This is a genomic window from Aeromicrobium halocynthiae (assembly GCF_039531385.1).
Lineage (GTDB): Bacteria > Actinomycetota > Actinomycetes > Propionibacteriales > Nocardioidaceae > Aeromicrobium > Aeromicrobium halocynthiae.
In genome coordinates this window covers 102,421-120,635 of record NZ_BAAAPY010000009.1, presented here as the reverse complement: position 1 = coordinate 120,635, position 18,215 = coordinate 102,421, and the positions used below count along the sequence as shown (strand labels likewise).

The 18,215-nt window shown below is 70.8% G+C and carries 17 protein-coding genes and 2 pseudogenes; 5 read left to right on the top strand and 14 right to left on the bottom strand.

Going from position 1 to position 18,215, the window contains the following annotated elements; genetic code table 11:
* The 6 genes and pseudogenes from ABD213_RS12475 to ABD213_RS12445 form a co-directional block, all read right to left on the bottom strand.
* Positions 1-253 (bottom strand): annotated as a pseudogene (locus ABD213_RS12475) (hypothetical protein); the annotation flags it as partial.
* Positions 254-400: 147 nt separating this feature from the next.
* A pseudogene (locus ABD213_RS12470) lies at positions 401-1,590 on the bottom strand (IS3 family transposase).
* 429 nt (positions 1,591-2,019) lie between these two features.
* A complete protein-coding gene (locus tag ABD213_RS12465; RefSeq protein WP_007321353.1) occupies positions 2,020-2,268 on the bottom strand; it encodes a hypothetical protein in 249 nt (82 codons plus the stop codon).
* A 393-nt stretch (positions 2,269-2,661) separates the two neighbouring features.
* Positions 2,662-4,098: a recombinase family protein gene (locus ABD213_RS12455; RefSeq protein WP_344329125.1), complete on the bottom strand. Its 1,437-nt coding sequence runs from the start codon at positions 4,096-4,098 to the stop codon at positions 2,662-2,664.
* Between the two features lie 43 nt (positions 4,099-4,141).
* Positions 4,142-4,393, bottom strand: a complete 252-nt coding sequence (locus ABD213_RS12450) for an LLM class flavin-dependent oxidoreductase (protein ID WP_344329123.1) — start codon at positions 4,391-4,393, stop codon at positions 4,142-4,144.
* A 63-nt stretch (positions 4,394-4,456) separates the two neighbouring features.
* Positions 4,457-5,209 carry a SurA N-terminal domain-containing protein gene (locus ABD213_RS12445; RefSeq protein WP_344329121.1) on the bottom strand — a complete coding sequence of 251 codons (753 nt, stop codon included), beginning with the start codon at positions 5,207-5,209 and terminating at the stop codon, positions 4,457-4,459.
* 171 nt (positions 5,210-5,380) lie between these two features.
* Here ABD213_RS12445 and ABD213_RS12440 point away from each other — a divergent pair, with 171 nt between their 5' ends.
* Both ABD213_RS12440 and ABD213_RS12435 read left to right on the top strand, forming a co-directional pair.
* Entirely contained in the window at positions 5,381-6,136 is a 756-nt protein-coding gene (locus tag ABD213_RS12440) for a cyclase family protein (protein WP_344329119.1), read from the top strand.
* A gap of 119 nt (positions 6,137-6,255) precedes the next feature.
* Positions 6,256-7,392, top strand: coding sequence for a YihY/virulence factor BrkB family protein (locus ABD213_RS12435; RefSeq protein WP_344329115.1), 1,137 nt, complete (start codon positions 6,256-6,258; stop codon positions 7,390-7,392).
* A 113-nt stretch (positions 7,393-7,505) separates the two neighbouring features.
* Here ABD213_RS12435 and ABD213_RS12430 read toward each other — a convergent pair whose 3' ends face one another.
* Positions 7,506-9,101, bottom strand: a complete 1,596-nt coding sequence (locus tag ABD213_RS12430; RefSeq protein ID WP_344329111.1) for an adenylate/guanylate cyclase domain-containing protein — start codon at positions 9,099-9,101, stop codon at positions 7,506-7,508.
* A gap of 165 nt (positions 9,102-9,266) precedes the next feature.
* On the opposite strand from ABD213_RS12430, the gene ABD213_RS12425 reads away from it, so the two are divergent.
* Positions 9,267-9,677: a cyclic nucleotide-binding domain-containing protein gene (locus ABD213_RS12425; RefSeq protein WP_344329107.1), complete on the top strand. Its 411-nt coding sequence runs from the start codon at positions 9,267-9,269 to the stop codon at positions 9,675-9,677.
* A 139-nt stretch (positions 9,678-9,816) separates the two neighbouring features.
* A complete protein-coding gene (locus ABD213_RS12420) occupies positions 9,817-10,182 on the top strand; it encodes a hypothetical protein (protein ID WP_344329103.1) in 366 nt (121 codons plus the stop codon).
* A gap of 27 nt (positions 10,183-10,209) precedes the next feature.
* Here the strand turns inward: ABD213_RS12420 and arfB are convergent, their stop codons facing one another.
* The 4 genes from arfB to ABD213_RS12400 all read right to left on the bottom strand — a co-directional run bounded on the left by arfB (position 10,210) and on the right by ABD213_RS12400 (position 14,588).
* The gene (gene arfB, locus ABD213_RS12415) at positions 10,210-10,629 is read right to left on the bottom strand and encodes an alternative ribosome rescue aminoacyl-tRNA hydrolase ArfB (protein ID WP_344329098.1); all 420 of its coding nucleotides are present in this window, start codon (positions 10,627-10,629) and stop codon (positions 10,210-10,212) included.
* Positions 10,630-10,648: 19 nt separating this feature from the next.
* A complete protein-coding gene (locus ABD213_RS12410) occupies positions 10,649-11,086 on the bottom strand; it encodes a CBS domain-containing protein (protein ID WP_344329094.1) in 438 nt (145 codons plus the stop codon).
* A 59-nt stretch (positions 11,087-11,145) separates the two neighbouring features.
* Positions 11,146-12,072 carry a histidinol-phosphatase gene (gene hisN / locus ABD213_RS12405; protein ID WP_344329090.1) on the bottom strand — a complete coding sequence of 309 codons (927 nt, stop codon included), beginning with the start codon at positions 12,070-12,072 and terminating at the stop codon, positions 11,146-11,148.
* 80 nt (positions 12,073-12,152) lie between these two features.
* The gene (locus ABD213_RS12400; RefSeq protein WP_344329088.1) at positions 12,153-14,588 is read right to left on the bottom strand and encodes an MMPL family transporter; all 2,436 of its coding nucleotides are present in this window, start codon (positions 14,586-14,588) and stop codon (positions 12,153-12,155) included.
* A gap of 139 nt (positions 14,589-14,727) precedes the next feature.
* On the opposite strand from ABD213_RS12400, the gene ABD213_RS12395 reads away from it, so the two are divergent.
* Entirely contained in the window at positions 14,728-15,309 is a 582-nt protein-coding gene (locus ABD213_RS12395) for a TetR/AcrR family transcriptional regulator (protein ID WP_344329084.1), read from the top strand.
* Here ABD213_RS12395 and rsgA read toward each other — a convergent pair.
* The 3 genes from rsgA to ABD213_RS12380 are packed head-to-tail and all read right to left on the bottom strand — an operon-like array spanning position 15,303 to position 18,079.
* Positions 15,303-16,280, bottom strand: a complete 978-nt coding sequence (gene rsgA / locus ABD213_RS12390; protein ID WP_344329080.1) for a ribosome small subunit-dependent GTPase A — start codon at positions 16,278-16,280, stop codon at positions 15,303-15,305. The genes ABD213_RS12395 and rsgA overlap by 7 nt on opposite strands.
* Positions 16,277-17,548, bottom strand: a complete 1,272-nt coding sequence (gene aroA / locus ABD213_RS12385) for a 3-phosphoshikimate 1-carboxyvinyltransferase (RefSeq protein WP_344329076.1) — start codon at positions 17,546-17,548, stop codon at positions 16,277-16,279. The genes rsgA and aroA overlap by 4 nt, the downstream gene beginning before the upstream one ends.
* Before the next feature lie 45 nt (positions 17,549-17,593).
* Positions 17,594-18,079: a DoxX family protein gene (locus ABD213_RS12380; RefSeq protein WP_344329074.1), complete on the bottom strand. Its 486-nt coding sequence runs from the start codon at positions 18,077-18,079 to the stop codon at positions 17,594-17,596.
* Between the last annotated feature and the right edge of the window lie 136 nt (positions 18,080-18,215).

Below are 18,215 nucleotides of genomic sequence, written 5' to 3'. Positions count from 1 at the left end.
TCGCCAAGTCCCGCCTCACCATCGTCGCCACCGGCGGCACCGACATCGAGAAGGAGGACCTCCCAGCACTGACCGCCTGAACCCCGAGAGGGTCACGCAGCGCTACACCACTCCAGGGGACTTGACCTTCGACCACCAGGGCCTTCTCCGTGTCGCTCCAGACCTCGCGCTCGTCCTTGTCGTGCACGATGCCGTAGGCCTCGACGACCTCGCAGCCGGTGGCCTCGAGCCGCTGCACCACGTAGGCGAGGATCGCCTCGGCACCCTGCTGGAGCAGCGCGGCCCCGTTCGGGTCCTCGGCAGCCCAGGCCCAGTACGACGGATCGAGGTACTGCGTGAGCCCGATGCTCGTCGGGTTGTTTTCCTGGGGCGTGATGCAGCCGCGGGTGACAGGTGTTGTTTAGGCAGCGGCTGCTGCGTTGGTGGTGATCTTGTCCTCGTACTCGATGGGGGTCAACCCGCCGAGTGAGTCCTGGGGTCTCTGCCGGTGGTACTTGCGTTCGATCCAGACCACGATCGCGAGGCGCAGCTCCTGGCGGGTGGCCCAACGTCGCTGGTTGAGCACGTTCGTCTGCAACAGCGACCAGAAGCTCTCCATGGCGGCGTTGTCTCCGGCCGCGCCGACCCGTCCCATGGAGCCGACCATGCCGTGGCGGTTCAACGCGTGGCCCATCTTGCGGGAGCGGAACTGGCTGCCCCGATCGGCGTGCAGGATGCAGCCGGCGACGTCGTGGCCCTCGGCCTTGCGACGAGCGACGGCGTTGTTGAGTGCGTCGACGGCCAGCGAGGCGGGCATCCGGTCGCTGATCGAGTAGCCCACGACGCGGTGTCCGCAGGCGTCCTTGATCGCGCAGCAGTAGAGCTTGCCTTCGGCGGTCCAGTGCTCGGTGATGTCGGTGAACCAGAGGTGGTTCGGGGCGTCGGCGGTGAACATCCGCTGCACGTGATCGTCAAAGACCGGCGGCCCGGTCTTGGTGCCCTTGCCGCGGCGGCGACGCTGCGCAGCCGACAAGATCCCGGCCTGTGAACACAACGCCCAGGCAGTCCGGCGGCTCATTGACCAGCCCGCCTTCTTCGCCTCGTGACCGAGGAACCGGTAGCCGAACGTCGGATCCTCGGCGTGGGCATCGTGCAGGGCATTGATTCGATGCGCCTGCACCCACTCAGCGGACGAGACGGGTTCCTCGAGCCAGCGGTAGTAGGGCTGGCGGGCGAGCTTCAGAACCCGGCACGTGACCGTGACGGGGATCCCGCCTGCGGCCAGCTCGCTCACGAGCGGGTAGATCATTTTGAGGAGCCACCCATTTTCAGGTTCGCCTGAGACAGGTACGCCGCCGCTCGGCGCAGGACCTCGTTCTCTTGCTCCAGCAACCGGTTGCGACGCTTCAGCTCACGCAGCTCGGCAGCCTGATCCGAGGTCACACCCGGGCGCTTGCCGTCCTCGACGTCGGCGGCCTTGAGCCAGTTCGTGAGCGTGGCCTCAGCGATCCCGAAGTCCTCGGCGATCTGCTTCAACGTGGTCTTGGAGTCTCGACCACGAGCGACCGCGACCACGTCATCGCGGAACTCTTGCGGATACGGAGCAGGCATAGCGACATCCTCTCTCCTGGTGCCGCGCACCAGAAGTCAGTTGTCACCTACGGCTGCATCACGCCCCTGCTTAGCCACGGCGACCACCCCCGCCGCGGACGGCGCGGCGGGCCTCAGAGGGAGTGCGGCGCCTAAATGACCCCCTATTGACCCCCAAATGAGACCCCAAATGATCCCGCGGGACCACGCGACGGAGCGAGGGCGGAACAGTCCGCTGACCAGGCAAGTTGTTGCAAGGCGCGGCAATCGACAAGCCCTTGCCGCGCCCGTAGGAACGAATGAGGGTCTCGTAACTCTTGGAGTGCGAAGCACGGCTACGGGCAGTCATCACGACGACGGGCAGCCCGCCTTCGGCGGGTGCTAGGCCAGGCCCTCCGGGCGGGGTCAGGTCGGTGGAAGCGGTGCTGAGGTTGCGTGCGTCGGCGTACATCAGCGACCACCGCCCCGGCCGTAGCGCTTGATGACAGCCTGGTGCGTGACGCCGAGGGCGTCGCCGATCCTGGCCCAGGTCACCCCATCGGCTCGGGCGTCGGCGACGGCGATCTCGACGGCCTCCTCCAGCACAGAGCGGAGCACGCCGAGGTCGTAAAGCTGGGCCTCGGCGTCGGCGAGGGACGGGTCGCCCTGACGCCAGCGGAAGCCGGTCAAGTGATCGAAGGCGGCGGAGTTCGCGCTCATCAGCGACCACCGCCCATCACAGAGGCAACGGCGGCGCGCTGGCGCGGGGTCAGCGGAGTGAGTGCCAGGCGCTCACCGGCTCGGCGGCCAGCGGCGCGGGCGGCGGCGATGACGGGATCGTGGCCGTCTGCCTGCGGAGAAGGAGTGGAACCCTGATCGAGGCCAGGGCGGACGAGCGCGGATGCGCGGGGAACGTCGATAACGACAGACATCGGAAGTCCTCAGACATGAGTATCTTCCGGTTCCCCGCCACGGTAATTGGGCTGTTTGACCGGCTACTCATCCGGGAGCAGAACCCCGCGCTTCTAAGTCGCGGCCCCGGTGGGATCTTCTTGTCTGCAACCATTCTCCCATGACTCGACTCACCAGTGCAATGACGAGTCGAGTCATGAGTCAGTCGCGTCTCGGCTCGATCCGCACGAGATCGGGGTCGAACTTCACGTGACCCGGCATGATGGGCTCGATGGTCACGGTCACCAGCTCGTCCACGAGCATCCGGCGACGGTCCATGTCCAACGCCTTCCACTTCGACTCGACAACCTCGCGGCGCTCCGTGGTGCCGACCGGCTCATCCACCTCCGCCAGCAGCTTCGCCGCCACCGACACCGAGCGCTCGAGCAGCTCCGCGTCGATCTCGTCGATGCGAGCCTTCACGTCGTTGATCGCCGCCGTGATCTCCAGGACCGGCTGATGGATGTCGCGCAGCAGCGGGCTCAGCTCCTTCACCCGCTCTACCAGGGCGTTCCGTTCGGTCAGCAGTTCCTCGCGATCCGGCCCGGCGGCTTCCTGCGGCATCACGAGGTCGTGCACGTCCACGGACGACAGGCGCGTGAGCACCGCCTCGGTGACCATCGCATCGACGGGCTCGCGCTGGCGGGTGAGGTGGAACTGCTCGCCACAGCGGTACGTCGGCTGCTTGCGGCTGTTCGTCCCCGAGACGAGCGTCGCGCCGCACTTCCCACAGAGGCCGATCGTGGACAGGAGGTACTTCGGCTGATTGCCCTGCCTCGCCGACCTCCGCACGTTGTCCTCCAGCTTCGCCACCGCGGCCCGCCACGTCTGCTCGCCGACGATGGGCGGGAACGCCTCGCCCTGCACAGGGTACAGCTCGCCGGTCTTGTAGTGGCGGATGAAGCCAGCGTAGAGCGAGTTCGCCAGGAGGTACCGCACGGCATCGACGGAGAACTCGGACCCGCGCGCGGTGAGATGACCGGCGTTGTTCAGGTCCTCACGGATGCGCCGGATCGACAGCGATGGCTCGCCGAGGAACGCGTCGAAGGCCCGCCGGACGGCGGCGGCCTCCTCCTCGATCACTTCGCCCTCCCGCGTCCAGCCGAACGCCTTCCAGGTGGACGCAGGTATGCCCTCGGCACGTCGGCGCTCGTTCGACCTGATCTGCCGCTCCGCCTTCCGCCGTGCCTCGAACCGGGCGAGTGCTGCGAGCATCGTCGCCCGGAACTCTCCATCCGCTGTCGAGAGATCGATCTCGCCGTCCACTGTGACGACGCGCAGGCCGAGGTCGATCAGCGTGTTGAGGTCCTTCGTGCTCCGCAGCAGTCGGTCCATGTCCACGGCGACGACCATCGAGAACCGACCTGCTCGGGCGTCGTCCAGCATCTCGGCCCAGCGGGTACCAGCTCGACGCTTCTTCGTCGCCGACACCGCGTTGTCCTCGTAGACCTCGACCACGTTCCAGTCCTTGGCCTCGGCCAGTGCCCTGATCTTCCTCAGTTGGGTATCGACCGTCCAGCGGTCGCCCTTGCGGTCCATGGAGGCGCGGACGTAGGCCGCCACCTCGTTCGTCTTCCTCAGCGCTACCAGTTCGACCATGCAACCAAGCTTACGTGGATCAGTGTTGCAACCCCGATATGCGCTAGCGCATGTCGATGACGCCCGTGCCGATCTCGATGCGCTCGGTACGTGCCCCGACCGCCGCCAGCAGCGGGAACGGCGACGCCAGCTGCTGGGCGAAGTGGTGCACGCGGTAGTAGGCGCCGTCGGCGCCGAGCTCCTCGGCGGCGACCGCGAGGTCGATCGACTGGTGCAGCACGTCCGCCGCCGACCGGGTGGCCGAGTGGGGGTTGTCCGACCAGTGACCGAAGGACAGGAAACCGATGCGCTTCATGTCGAGGTCAACCTGGTTGAACCCTCACCTATTCCAGGTCCGTGGCAGCGCGGACGAGCTCGATCAGAGGTTGACCTGGATCTGCGCGTCCTCGCGCAGCTGCTGGATCAGCGACTGGGCGATCTCGCTCTCGCGCTGGGAGGAGACCTGCTCGGCGAGCTGGTCACGCAGCTCGTCGAAGGGCGGCAGCTCCTGGCCCTCGGCGCCCGCCTGACCCTCGGTGACGGAGTCGTAGAGCTCGCGCAGCTCCTCCTCGCTCGGCTCCTCGTCGGCGCCCTCGTCGGCGAAGAGCTGGTCCAGCAGCACCTGGTCGGCCAGCTGGGACCGGACCTCGTCCTCGTCCAGACCCTGCTCGGCGAGGGTCTCCAGGTAGGCGTCGGAGGACCCGGCGCCGCTCTGCTCGGCGAAGGTCTCCAGCGACTCGTCGACCTGCTCGTCGGTGGCCTCGAACCCGCGGCGCTGCGCCTCCTGGATCAACAGCAGGTTGTTCACCAGACCGTCGGCCGTCTGCTGCTTCAGGGCGTCCTGGTCGATCGGCTGGCCCTCGGCCTGTGCCTGCAGCGACTGCTGCGCGAACTGGTTCTCGTAGGCCAGCACGAAGTCGTCGCGAGCGATCTCGTCGTCGTTGACGACCGCCACCACGTCGGGGAGACCCTCGACGTCCGGGGCCTGGGCATCAGGAGCCTCCTGCGCCGTGTCCTGCCCCGACTCGTCGCCACCGCCGAAGGCACCGAACGCTCCACTCGCCGCGGCGATGCCACTGAGCACGAGGACGGCCGCGACGAGCGCGGCGATGGACTTCTTGGTGGTGGACACGATCTTCTCCTGGCGTCGGGACGGGTCGGGCGCGAGCCCGGCGGCGGTGCCGTGAGGACGCTAGCAAGGACGACCTGAGAGGTGGCCCGACCGACGTGTCAGGCTGGCGCACGAGAGCCGGACGCCCGACGGGGTGCACGGCACCGATGCCGCGACGAGCAGGGAGACCCCATGAGCACACCGAGCGACCACCCGTTGTGGAGCCTGCGCGAGCAGCTCGTCCGCGATCACGTGTTCACCGACCTCACGCACGCGTTCTTCCCGGGCATGCCGCACTTCCCGGCATTTCCCGACGAGGAGCGCGAGCAGGTCTTCCAGGTCGAGCCCGACGGCTTCGCGGTCCACCGGCACACGATCGTCGGTCAGTGGGGCACCCATGTCGACCCGCCGTCGCACTTCGTCGACGGCGCCCGCACCCTCGACGACGTCCCGGTGCAGCAGATGATCCTGCCCCTCGTGGTCATCGACATCTCCGAGCGGGTGGCCCAGGACCCGGACGCGGTCCCGACCGTCGAGGACGTCGCCGCCTGGGAGTCCCGCAACGGCACGGTCCCCGCCGAGGCGTTCGTGGCGCTGCGCACCGACTGGAGCCGACGGTGGCCCGACGCGGAGGCGATCGCGAACGTCGACGGCGACGGAACCGCCCACTACCCGGGATGGTCGCGCCCGGTCCTGGAGCACCTGGTCGCCGAACGCGGCATCCGCGCCATCGGCCACGAGACGACCGACACCGACCCGGGCAGCGCCACCTCGGCCGGCGACTACGGCCTGGAGCTCTACCTCCTGCAGCAGGACCGGTGGCAGATCGAGCTCATGACTGGCCTGCACCGCGTCCCGGAGGCAGGTGCGCTCGTGGTGGCGTCGTGGCCCAAGCCGCGACGCGGGTCCGGCTTCCCCGCGAGGGTCTTCGCGATCCACCGTCCCTAGGGGCGGTGTCCGATCGCCCTAGGGCGGTGTCCGATCGGCTGCGGACGTGCACCGCCGCCCAGGCTTTGACAGAGTTCAGGCATCGCTCAGGACCGACCCGCCTCGAGAGGGAGCCGACCATGTCGCCGCGACGTGACCCCGTACCCACCGTCATCGCCTGGGTGGTGGCGGCCGTCTCCGCCGGCTACCTGGCGCTCTGGCAGCGTCGTCGCCAGGAGGTGCGACTGGAGCACGACGGGCACGACCAGGAGGGCGACCGGAAGGCGGAGGAGTCGGAGGGCGACGCCCCCGAGGCCGCGTCGTGGACGTACCCCCTGAAGACCGCCCTCGCGAAGTTCTCCAACGACCAGGGCACCGACCTCGCGGCGGCGCTCACCTACTACTCCGTCCTGGCGATCTTCCCGGCGATCATCGCGCTCGTCTCGATGCTCGGCGTGTTCGGCCAGGGTGCGAGCACCGTGCAGGCGGTCCTCGACATCGCCGGCGACTTCGTCCCGGCGGAGACGATCGAGACGATCCGGCCCACGATCGAGTCCCTCACCGAGAGCTCGGCCGCCGGCTTCGGACTCGTCGTGGGCCTGCTCGGCGCGCTGTGGTCGGCCTCCGGCTACGTCGGGGCCTTCGGCCGGGCCCTGAACCGCATCTACGGGGTCCGCGAAGGGCGTCCGATCTGGCGCCTGCGGCCCGCGATGCTCCTCGTCACCTTCGTCGTGGTCGTGCTGTACGCACTGACGATCCTGTCCCTCGTGCTGACCGGGCCGGTTGCTCGATCGGTCGGCGACGTGGTCGGGCTGGGGGACACCGCCGTCATCGTCTGGAACGTCGCCAAGTGGCCCGTGGTGCTGCTCATGGTGGTCGGGATCATCGCGATCCTCTACTGGGCCACGCCGAACGTCGAGCAGCCCCGCTTCCGGTGGCTCAGTGGCGGAGCGGCCTTCGCCGTGCTGGTCTGGATCCTCGCGTCGGGAGGTTTCGGGCTGTACGTCTCGATGGCGGGCAACTACGACGCCACGTACGGGTCGTTGGCCGGCGTCATCGTCTTCCTGCTGTGGTTGTGGATCACCAACATCGCCCTGTTGCTCGGTGCGGAGCTGGACGTCGAGCTCGAGCGTCGACGAGAGCTCAAGGAGGGCATGCCCGCCGAGGAGGAGATCCTGCTCCCGCCGCGTGACACCGCGGGCATCGAGAAGGCCGACGCCAAGGAGGCCGAGCGGATCGAGCAGGCCCGCTCCCTGCGGGCCGACGCGCACGCCTGACAGCGTCGGTGCAGCCCGGGTCCCTCCATCCGGGCGCGTTCACGCCCGCACGTCCGCTCCTGGCCCGCCGACTCCTGGCCCGTCTACTCCTGGCCCGCCGACTCCTGGCCCGTCTACTCCTGGCCCGCCGACCCCTGGGCGGCGCCCGGCGCCGTGGCGTCGGCGGAGGACCGGTCGTCGGCAGGGGAGACGAGCCGTCCGACGGCGGTGGGCTCGGACCGGCCGCGCAGGGTCTGCTCGCCCTCCTCCTGCCACTCGCGCCACTCGTCGCCCTGCGCCTCCTGCACGGTGCGCCACGTGACGAGGACACCGCCCTGCACGTCCTTGGCCAGCTCGGTCAGGCGTGCCGCGGCGTTCACGGCGTCGCCGATGACGGTGTACTCGAAGCGCGACTCGTGGCCGACGTTGCCCGCCACGACGGTCCCGGTCGAGACACCGATGCCTGCGCGGATCTCCGCGACCTCTTCGCCGAGCCGCTCGGCGATCGCCCGCGCCGCTCGCAGGCTCGCGCCGGCGTGGTCGTCGATCGCCCGAGGGGCGCCGAAGATCGCGAGGACGGCATCCCCCATGAACTTGTTGACGAGTCCCTCCTGGCGCGTGACCTCCTCGACGACGACGGCGAAGAAGCGGTTGAGCACCTCCACGACCTCCGTGGGGTCGCGGTCCGCGGCGTAGGACGTGGAGCCGACGAGGTCGACCATGAGGGTGGAGACGGTGCTCGCCTCGCCGCCGAGCTCGACGTCCTCCGACGCGCTCTCGGCGACGTCGCGGCCGACGTGGCGCCCGAAGAGGTCGCGGATGCGCTCGCGCTCGCGCAGCCCCGCCGCCATCTGGTTGAAGCCGGCCTGCAGCAGACCGAGCTCGGTGCTGTCGTCGACGGGGATGGCGATGCTGAAGTCGCCGTCGCGGACCCGTTCGGCGCCCTCGCGCAGCGACTCGACCGGACCGACGACCGCGCGGGCGTCCAGGACGGTCACCAGTAGGCCGAAGACGAGGATGACACCGGTCAGGCTCAGCACGACGAGCGTGACCCGCTGGACGGTCATCGGCTGGTAGGTGATGGCGGCGACGCAGGTGGCGACGATGCCCATGATCGGGACGGCGGTCCCGAGGAACCAGAACACGACCATGCGTCGCTGCAGACCCGTCCCGGCCACGTCCTCGAGCGGGCCGTCGGACAGCGCCATGGCGACGATGGGTCGGAAGGCGTACTCGCTGAAGAGGTAGGCGATGGTGCACACCACCGTGCCGGCGATCGCGACCGACAGGCCGGCGCTGAGGGCCGCGGCCGGCTGGATCGCCGCCGAGAGGATCGTGAACAGCGCCACCGCCACCGACCACAGCACGCCTTGGATCGCCGTGAGCCGTCCCGAGAGGCGCAGCGCCGTGCGGCGCTCGTGAGCGGTGGGACGTCGGCCCTGCAGTGCCCAGCGCAGGGGACGGATGCAGATGATCGTGCCCATGACCGCTCCGACCACGACCGCCACGCCGACGTAGGTGGGCGCCGCGATCGCCAGGGCGAGCCCGTAGGCCGGGGTCGGGTCGCCACCGGGCAGGACGAACAGGCGAAGGATCAGCACGATGCCGGCGCCGATGAGGTTCGTTCCGACGAGCAGCACGGTGAGGAGCACCTGGATGCGGACCCTCAGCCGCCGGATGGACTGATCGGCCGAGCCGAGCAGCAGCGACCCTCGCAGGGGGTGGGACATGCGCGCTCGTTTCGTCGGGGTGGTTCCCGATCGTAGTGCTCCCCGTCCTCGCGGACCGGCGTGCGACGCGCCCGGGACGTCGGCGTCATCCGTGGACACCCTCGACGCACTCGTGGGAAGATCGCGGCCGAGCGGTTGACCATCCCGTCCCGAGAGGACCATCCCATGCCCTTCAAGCCCGACAAGGTCGACAAGGATCTCGTGCGCCGTCTGCAGGAGCTCACCAGCCTCGGCGAGAAGGACGCCACCACGCTGGTCAAGGCCGGCCAGAGCGTCCGCGTCCCCGAGGGCTGGTCGATCATCTTCGAGACCACCCCGTCGGACAAGGCCTACATCCTGCTCGACGGCACGGTCGACGTCCGTCGTGGCGGTGAGAAGATCGCCGAGGTCGGCCCCGGCGGCGTGATCGGCGAGATCGGGCTGCTGGACCGCCAGCTGCGCAGCGCATCGGTCGTCGCTGCCACGCGCATCGAGGCGCTGCACTTCACCGCGGAGGCCATCGCCGAGCTCGTCGACAGCGTCCCGGCGTTCTCGGAGCTCTTCACGCACGCCGCGGAGGAGCGCCGCGGCCACTGACCCGGCCGGCAGGCCCTTCCCACCGGATCGAGCACCCGTCGACGACGGGTGCTCGACTCGTCTCCGGTGCTCGATTGGCATCGCCCGACGATCGCGCCCACGATGGAGGCACCACCACAGCGACGTCAGGAGCCCCACGATGAGCGAGTCCACCGACGGCCCACGGCCCGGCGACGAGGTCGAGTCCGACGCCCCCGGGGTGCCGAACGACCCACCCGGACCCGACGTCCCCGAGGAGAACGCCAACACGCTCTCGACCGAGGTGCCGGGCCACCCGACCGACGAGTCCCCCGCGGGGACGGAGGTCGACGAGGGCGCCGACGACGACACCGACGAGGGGATCGCGCAGGTCGGCGACATCGAGGGGGCCGCCGAGGAGGCGCCCGACGCCGACGAGAAGACCGACGACTCCTCCGAGGTGGACGACGCGGCCGACTCCGGGTCCTCCGATGGGAACCCGTCCGACATCGGAGCCCCGACGAAGCCGGCCGAGCCCGCGTCCTGATCGGCCGTGTGCCGTCGACCGGGACGATCAGCCCCAGTCGCCGCGACGCTCCCGCTTGACCTGGGCTCGCCGTTGCTCGGCGGCTCGTCGGCGTTCCCGCGAGCGCCGGCTCGCCCGTGTCGGGCGACGGGGCGGTGCCGGCGCGGCAGCGGCCTTGGCGACCATGTCCTCCAAGCGGGACCGAGCGTCCTCGCGGTTGCGGTGCTGGGAGCGGTAGCGCGACGACGCCACCGTCAGGAGACCGGACTCCAGTCGAGCGCGCAGGGCCACGAGGACACGGTCACGCTGGACCGGGGTGAGCGCGGACGAGGTGGCGGGGTCCCACGACACCTCGGCGCGCGTGTCGGAGGTGTTCACGTGTTGTCCGCCCGGGCCGGACGAGCGGCTGAAGCGCCACGTCAGCTCGGCGTCGGGCAGACGCAGGCGCTGTCCCGGGCCGTTCGACACGGGGCCGAGGCTACCGGCGTCAGCCGCCGGAGACGTAGCTGTTGAGCTGGTCGCGCTCGAACTCCAGCTGCTCCATGCGGTGCTTCACGGCGTCGCCGATGCTCAAGACGCCCACGAGCCGGCCGTCGTCGTCGACCACCGGCACGTGCCGGACGCGGTGCTCGGTCATCGTGCCCATGAGCGAGGCGAAGGGGTCGTCGGGACCGCAACGGCGCACGTCGGTCGTCATGATGCTCTCGACCGTGGCCTCGCGGGCGTTCTCGACGTGGCGCAGCTTGCGGACGACGTCGCGCTCGGAGACGATCCCGCGCATCGTCGCGCCGCCGTCGTCGCTGACGACGAGCGCTCCGACGTTGTGCTCGGCGAGAGCGTCGAGCAGCTCGCGGACCGTCGCGTCGGGTGCGATGGTGAAGATCTGGGTGCTGCCCTTGGACGACAGGACGTCGCGAACGCGCATGGCTCCTCCTGGGGTCGGTAGAGGGCAGTGTAGGCCAGGTCACACCCTCGCGACGAGCCTCAGGAGGGGTCGGTCCGGTCCCGTCGGCCGAAGGTCAGGGCTCGCACGTTGCCCTCGACCTCGGGGGCGTCGTCCCCGTCCGCCGGGGGCTCCTCGTCGGTCCAGCCGGGCAGCTCGGCGCCGTCGGGGAAGTGGCCCAGGTAGGCCATCGCCGCCTCGTGCAGGCGGCCGTTGGTGGCCAGCGCGTTCGCTCCCCAGGGGCCGGGCTCGCCGGCGAGGCTCGTGAACCGCCCGCCGGCCTCGGTGACGACGACGTCGAGCGCGGCCATGTCCCAGACCTTGAGCTCGGGCTCCGCGGCGATGTCGACGGCTCCCTCGGCGACCAGCATGTAGGACCAGAAGTCGCCGTAGCCGCGGGTGCGCCAGCAGCGGCGGGTCAGCGCGGCGAAGGCCTCCTCCTGACCGATGTCCTCCCAGCTCTCGGCGGCGCTGTAGGAGAAGGAGGCGTCGTCGAGTGACGCCACCTGCGAGCAGCGGATCTCCCGCGCCTGCATGAAGGACTTGCCGGTGAAGGCCCCCGAGCCCTTCGCTGCCCACCAGCGCCGACCCAGTGCAGGCGCCGAGACGCAGCCGACGACGATCTCGCCCTCCTCCTCGAGGGCGATGAGGGTGGCCCAGACGGGGACCCCCCGCACGAAGTTCGAGGTGCCGTCGATCGGGTCGATGATCCACCGACGCTCGTGGGTGCCGGACGTGCCGGCGGCGGCACCCTGCTCCTCGCCCAGCACGTCGTCGCGGGTCCTGGCCGTTCGCAGGTGGCGACGGATCGCGGCCTCCACGGCCTGGTCCGAGTCGGTCACGTACGTCATGTCCGGCTTGGTGGCGACCTGCAGGTCGATGGCACCGAAGCGCTCCATCGAGAGGTTGTCGGCGGTGTCGGCCAGGACGTGCGCGAGGCGGACGTCGTCGTTCCAGGAGTGGGCCATGGACCTCAGGGTATCGGCGTCGCGGCGCCCACCCCGGCGGCGTGCCCGGGCGGGCGTCACGACGGGCGCGGGCCGCTCGCTCAGGCGGTGGCCGGCGCCGGGACGTCACGCTCGAGCGCTGCCCCTTCGACGTCGACGTCGGGGAGCAGCCGGTCGAGCCAGCCCGGCAGCCACCAGGCACGCTCGCCCAGGACGTGCATGAGCGAGGGCACGATGACCATGCGCACGACGAACGCGTCGAAGAGCACCCCTGCCGCCAGGCCGAAGCCGAGCGGTCGGGCGACCGTCAGGTGGGAGAAGACGAACCCGCCGAAGACCGAGATCATGATGATCGCGGCGACGGTGACCACGACGATGCCGTTACGACGGCCCTCGACGACGGCCTCGCGCGCCGGCGTGCCGTGGACCCACGCCTCGCGCATGCCGGAGACGAGGAAGAGCTGGTAGTCCATCGCCAGGCCGAACAGGATCCCCATGATGAGGATGGGCGCGAAGCTCAGCAGGGGTCCGGGCTCGTTCACCCCGAAGACCGAGCTCAACCATCCCCACTGGTAGATGGCGACCATGGCGCCGAACGCGGCGAGCAGCGACAGCACGAACCCGGCCGTGGCGATGAGGGGGACGGCGATCGAGCGGAACACCACGACCAGGATCACCAGCGAGAGCCCGATGACGACGGCGAGGTACACCGGCAGCGCGTCGGACAGGATCTCGGAGATGTCGATGTTGCCACTGGTGGCACCGGCGACGCCGACCTCCTCGACGAGGTCGTCGGACGCCGTCGCGCGCAGGTCGTCGACGAGCTGCTCGGTGGCTTCGGCCGAGGGACCGTCGGTCGGCACGACCTGCAGGACGAGGAAGTCCCGGTCGGGGGAGACGCCGGCGGGCGCGACCGCGCTGACGCGCGGGTTCGCGAGCAGGTCCTCGGCGATGCGGGCCTGCGCGGCGGGCACGGCGGACTCGTCGACGGGCCCGGTGAGCTCGGCCGCGACGACGAGCGGACTGGTCAGGCCGATGCCGAACTCCTCGGCGGTGAGGCTGTAGGCACGGTAGGCCGTGGAGTCCTGCGGCTCCGAGGACCCGTCCGGCAGCCCCAGTCGCATGTCGAGCGCAGGGATGGCGATCACGAGCAGTGCCGCTACGCCCACGACCGCCCCGACGAGCGCCGTGGAGCCCTTCATGGCGCGTGCGGGCGTCGAGGCGCCCGTGGTCCGGCGGCTCGCGCCGCGCCCGAGGATGCGGTCGCCGACGAGCATGGCGAGCGCAGGGGTGAGGGTCACGGCCGCGAGCACGGCGACGAGGACGCTCACCGCCCCGACGGTGCCCATCACGCCGAGGAAGGAGATGCCGGTGACGTTGAGTGCCAGCAGAGCGATGATGACCGTGCTGCCGGCGAAGACGACGGCGTTGCCGGCCGTGCCGTTCGCCAGGCCGATCGACGTGAGGGCGTCCATGCCCTCGCGGCGGTGCCGACGGTGGCGGTTGAGGATGAACAGCGAGTAGTCGATGCCGACGGCCAGCCCGAGCATCAGGCCGAGGATCGGGGTGACGCTCGACATCTCGACCACCCCCGAGAAGGCCAGGGCGCCGGTCACGCTGGTGGCGACGCCCACGAGCGAGGACACCAGCGGGACGACGGCGGGCAGGACCGCCCGGAACATGATCAGCAGGGCGATCGCCGCGACCGCGACGCCGATGATCTCGGCCGGTCCGACGAGTCCCTCGGTGGTCGCGGCGAGCTCGTTGGACCAGTCGATGGTCACGCCCTGGACGGAGGCGTCCTCGAGCAGCGCGACGACGTCGGTGCGGACCTCCTCGGGCAGGGAGAAGATGTCCTGCTCGAAGACGACGGTCGCGAGCGCGGCCGTGCCGTCCTCGGAGACCGTGCGGATGCCCGACGACGCCTCAAGGAGGGTCTCGCCGGCCTCGAGCTGGCTCTCCTGGGCCTCGATCTCGGCCCGACCGGCCTCGAGCTCCTCCTCCTGCGCCTCGAGCTGGGCAAGCTGTTCCTGCAGCGGCGCGGCCGCCTGCGGGCCGGCCTGCTGCGCCTGCTCCAGGGCCGCCTCGAGCTGCGCCCGTGCGTCCGCGAGCTGCTCGGCGCCGGCATCGGCCTGCACGCGGCCCTCCTCGAGTGCCGAGCGACCCTCGCGGAGCTCCTGGGCCTGCGCGGTGCGCTGGGCCTCGGTCGCGAACGGGTCGACGACGGTGTCGACGCCGTCCAGGTCGGCGACACGCTCGTTCAGGGCGGCGATCTCGCCCTGCTGGGCGTCGGTGAGGGGGGCGTCGGAGCTGAAGACGACGGTGCCGGTGGCTCCGGCGGTCTGTCCGAGCTCGTCGGCGATGCGGTCCGCGACCCGGCTCGTCTCGGTCCCCGGGACCGAGAACGTGGTGGCGAGGGTACCGCCGAGGGTCGCGAAGGCACCGACGGCGAGCGCAGCGATCGCGATCCACGCGAAGACCACCCAGCGGGCTCGTCGAGCGGCGGACTGTCCGATGCGGAACAGGAGGCGGGCCATGGGGGGTCCTCTCGGGATGGTCTGGACGTTCGCGGCCGTCCGGCGCGGTCGACGGGTCCAAAATACGGCATCTGTCGGAAATGCGACGTGTGACGTTCTTCTCATGGCGGCACGGAGGTGCGCTGGCATGATGTGTGGCATGGACCGCCGCGTCGCCCGCACCCGTCACCAGCTCGAGCAGGCCATCCTCGCACTCGTGGCCGAGCGAGGCCTGGACGCCGTCACGGTGGCCGACCTCGTCGAGCGCGCCGAGGTCAACCGCAGCACGTTCTACCAGCACTACGAGGACAAGCACGCCCTGCTGGCGGACGCGGTGGACGCCGCGATGAGCGCCGACCAGGCCACGCTGCCCCCGGTGCCGAGCGATCTCGACGACAACCCGCCGGAATCGCTCGTGCGGTACCTTCGGCACTTCGAGTCCCATGCCGCGGTGTACGCCACGATCTTCGGCGACCACGGCTCGCCGCTGACCGTGGCCCGTCTGCAGGCACGGGTGGCCGATCTCGCCCAGGAGGCGATCGAGGCATCCGAGACCGACGCGTTCGCGGGCATGCCGGTCCGGGTCGCCGCAGCCGGTCTCGCGGGCTCGGTCGTCGGTGTGCTCGGCACCTGGATCGCGATGGAGGACCGTCCCGACGTCGAGACCGCGGCGGAGTGGATCTGGCGGGTGCTGTCCGAGCCGGGGGCCCAGGTGCGGCGCGTGGCCGACTCGGCTCAGTAGGTGGTCGCCTCCCGCGCCAGGAGGATGCGGCGCACCGACGCCACCCGGTCCGCGTCGAGCTCGCCACGGTCGACGGCCGCGTCCCACGCGCACTCCGGCTCGGTGGTGGCGTGGGTGCATCCGCGGGGGCACGAGAGACCGAGCTCGGCGAGGTCGGGGAAGGCGCGGACGACGTCGTGGGCGTCCACATGCGCGAGACCGAAGGACCGGAAGCCCGGGGTGTCGATGATCCAGCCACCGTCGGGCAACGGCAGCGCGACGGCTGACGTCGAGGTGTGTCGACCGCGGCCCGTGACCTCGTTGACGTGGCTCGTCCTGCGGCGCGCGACCGGGACGAGGGCGTTGACCAGGGTCGACTTCCCGACGCCGCTGTGGCCGATCAGGACGCTCGTGCGGTCCTGGAGGAGCGAGCGCACGTCCGCGAGGTCCTGGCCGCGCTCGGTGACGACGCTGCGGACGTCCAGCGGCGCCAGCAGGGAGAGCATGTCACCGGGGTCGGCGAGGTCGGCCTTGGTGAGCACCACGACCGGGTCCATCCCGGCGTCGTAGGCCGCCACGAGGCAGCGGTCGATCAGACCGGGCCGCGGGGGTGGGTCGGCGAGCGCCGTGACCACGACGAGCTGCTCGGCGTTGGCGACGATGATCCGCTCGATCGGGTCGTCGTCGTCGGCGGTGCGGCGCAGGACCGTGCGCCGCTCCTCCACGTCGACGATGCGTCCGAGGGTGCCGTCGTCACCGCTCACGTCGCCCACGACGCGGACGTCGTCGCCGACGACGACGCCGGTGCGTCCCAGGGCTCGCGCCTTGACCGCCATGACCCGCCGACCGTCGACCTCGACGGTGTAGCGACCCCGGTCGATCGTGAGGACGCGGCCCGGGACGGCGTTCGCGTGGCGCGGACGGTCCTTGGTGCGCGGTCGGCTGCGCCGCCCGGGGCGCTCGAACGCGGCGTGCTCGTCGGCCTCCCTCACGCGACGAGACGTTCCCAGACGGGGGCGAAGTTCGGGTAGGTCTTGACGGTCGTCCTGACGTTCTCGACGAAGAGCTCCGGCACGCGCAGCGCCAGGACGACCGCGGCGTGCGCCATCCGGTGGTCGTCGTAGGTGCGGAAGATCTCGCCGTGCAGCGGCCGGGGCGTGATCACGAGGCCGTCATCGGTCTCGCGGGCGTCGCCGCCGAGTCGGGCGATCTCCGTGGCGAGGGCGGCGAGCCGGTCGGTCTCGTGCCCGCGCAGGTGCGCGATGCCGCTCAGGCGGGAGGGTCCCTCGGCGAGGGCGGCCACGGCGGCGACGACGGGGGTGAGCTCGCCGACGTCGTGCAGGTCGAGGTCGGCGCCGGTGAGCGTCGAGCCGGCCGTGAAGACCATGTCGTCGCCGTCACGCTCCGACGTCCCGCCGAAGGCACGGACGATGCGGTGCCAGGCATCGCCGGCCTGCTGAGTGGTCGCCGGCCAGCGCCGGACCGCGACCCTGCCGCCGGTGACGAGGGCCGCGCCGATGAAGACGCCCGCGTTGGACAGGTCGGGCTCGATCTCCACGTCGAGGGCGCCGACGGGACCGGGGGAGACGTGCCACCGGTCCGGCGTGGAGTCGTCGACCGCGACGCCGCGGCGCCGCAGCTCCGCGACCGTCATCTCGACGTGCGGCAACGAGGGCAGCGACGGCCCGACGTGGCGCAGATCGAGACCCTCGTCGAAGCGGGGCGCGGCCAGCAGGAGGGCGGAGACGAACTGGCTGGACGCGGACGCGTCGATCTCCAGACGACCGCCGCGCACGCGGCCCGTCCCGGTCACGGCGAAGGGGAGCGCGGCGCGGTCGTCGTCCTCGATCCGGACGCCGAGCGCCCTCAGCGAGGCGATCGTGGTGCCCATGGGACGCTCGCGGGCACGCTCGTCGCCGTCGAAGACGACGGGCCCGTCGGCCAGGGCCGCGACCGCCGGCAGGAACCGCATGACGGTGCCGGCGAGTCCGCAGTCGATGGTCGCGTCACCGGACAGGGACGCCGGGCGCACCGTCCAGGCACCGGCGCCGCGCTCGACCTCGATGCCGAGGGCGGTCAACCCGTCGGCCATCAACGATGTGTCCCGTGAGACCAGTGGCCGCGTGAGCGTGGACGGGCTGTCGGCGAGTGCGGCGAGCACCAGCGCGCGGTTGGTGAGCGACTTGGAGCTGGGCACGAGGACCCGGGCGTCGAGAGGCGCGTCGCGGTAGGGCGCGAGCCAGGGCAGCGGAGTCTCCATCGCGCGCAGTCTATCGGCGGCGGACTCGCGCCGGTGCCGCGTGCGTCAGTGGCGCAGGTCGTCGATCCGGTGGGCGACGGCGTCCTTGGCGTCGACGGCACGGTCCTTGGCGCGACGCGTGATGAACTTCTTGTGCGGGTCCGGGTCGAGCGTCGCCATCAAGAGACCGCCGATGAGCGAGACGTTCTTCGTGAAGTGGATGAGCTGGTTCTGGCGCGATGCCGGGTCGGACTCCTTCCAGAACTGGTGTCCCACGGCGGTCGTGGGCGCGAGCGAGCCGGCGAGCACGAACGCGCTGAGTCGCGGGAAGCGACCGGTGGCCAGGGCGGCGCCGGCCACGACGTGGACCGCACCGTTGATCCGGACCAGGTTGGCCGGCGACGTGGACGCCTGCGGCGCGACGGAGCCGAGGGCGTCGGCGACGGGCTCGGCCTTGGGCGCCATCGCCTTGGCGTTGCGCAGCGAGTTGACCCCGCCGAGGACGAACATCGCAGAGAGCATCGGTCGGGCCACGGAGCGCAGAAGGGTCATGGCCTCATCAAACCAAGGTGTGGGTCAGCGCACAACGCGAACCGCCCGTGCGTCGCCCCCCCCACCTCGATCCTGTCGACACCGCCTCGGTCCTGTCGACACCGCCGCGGTCCTGTCGACACCGCCCCGGTCCTGT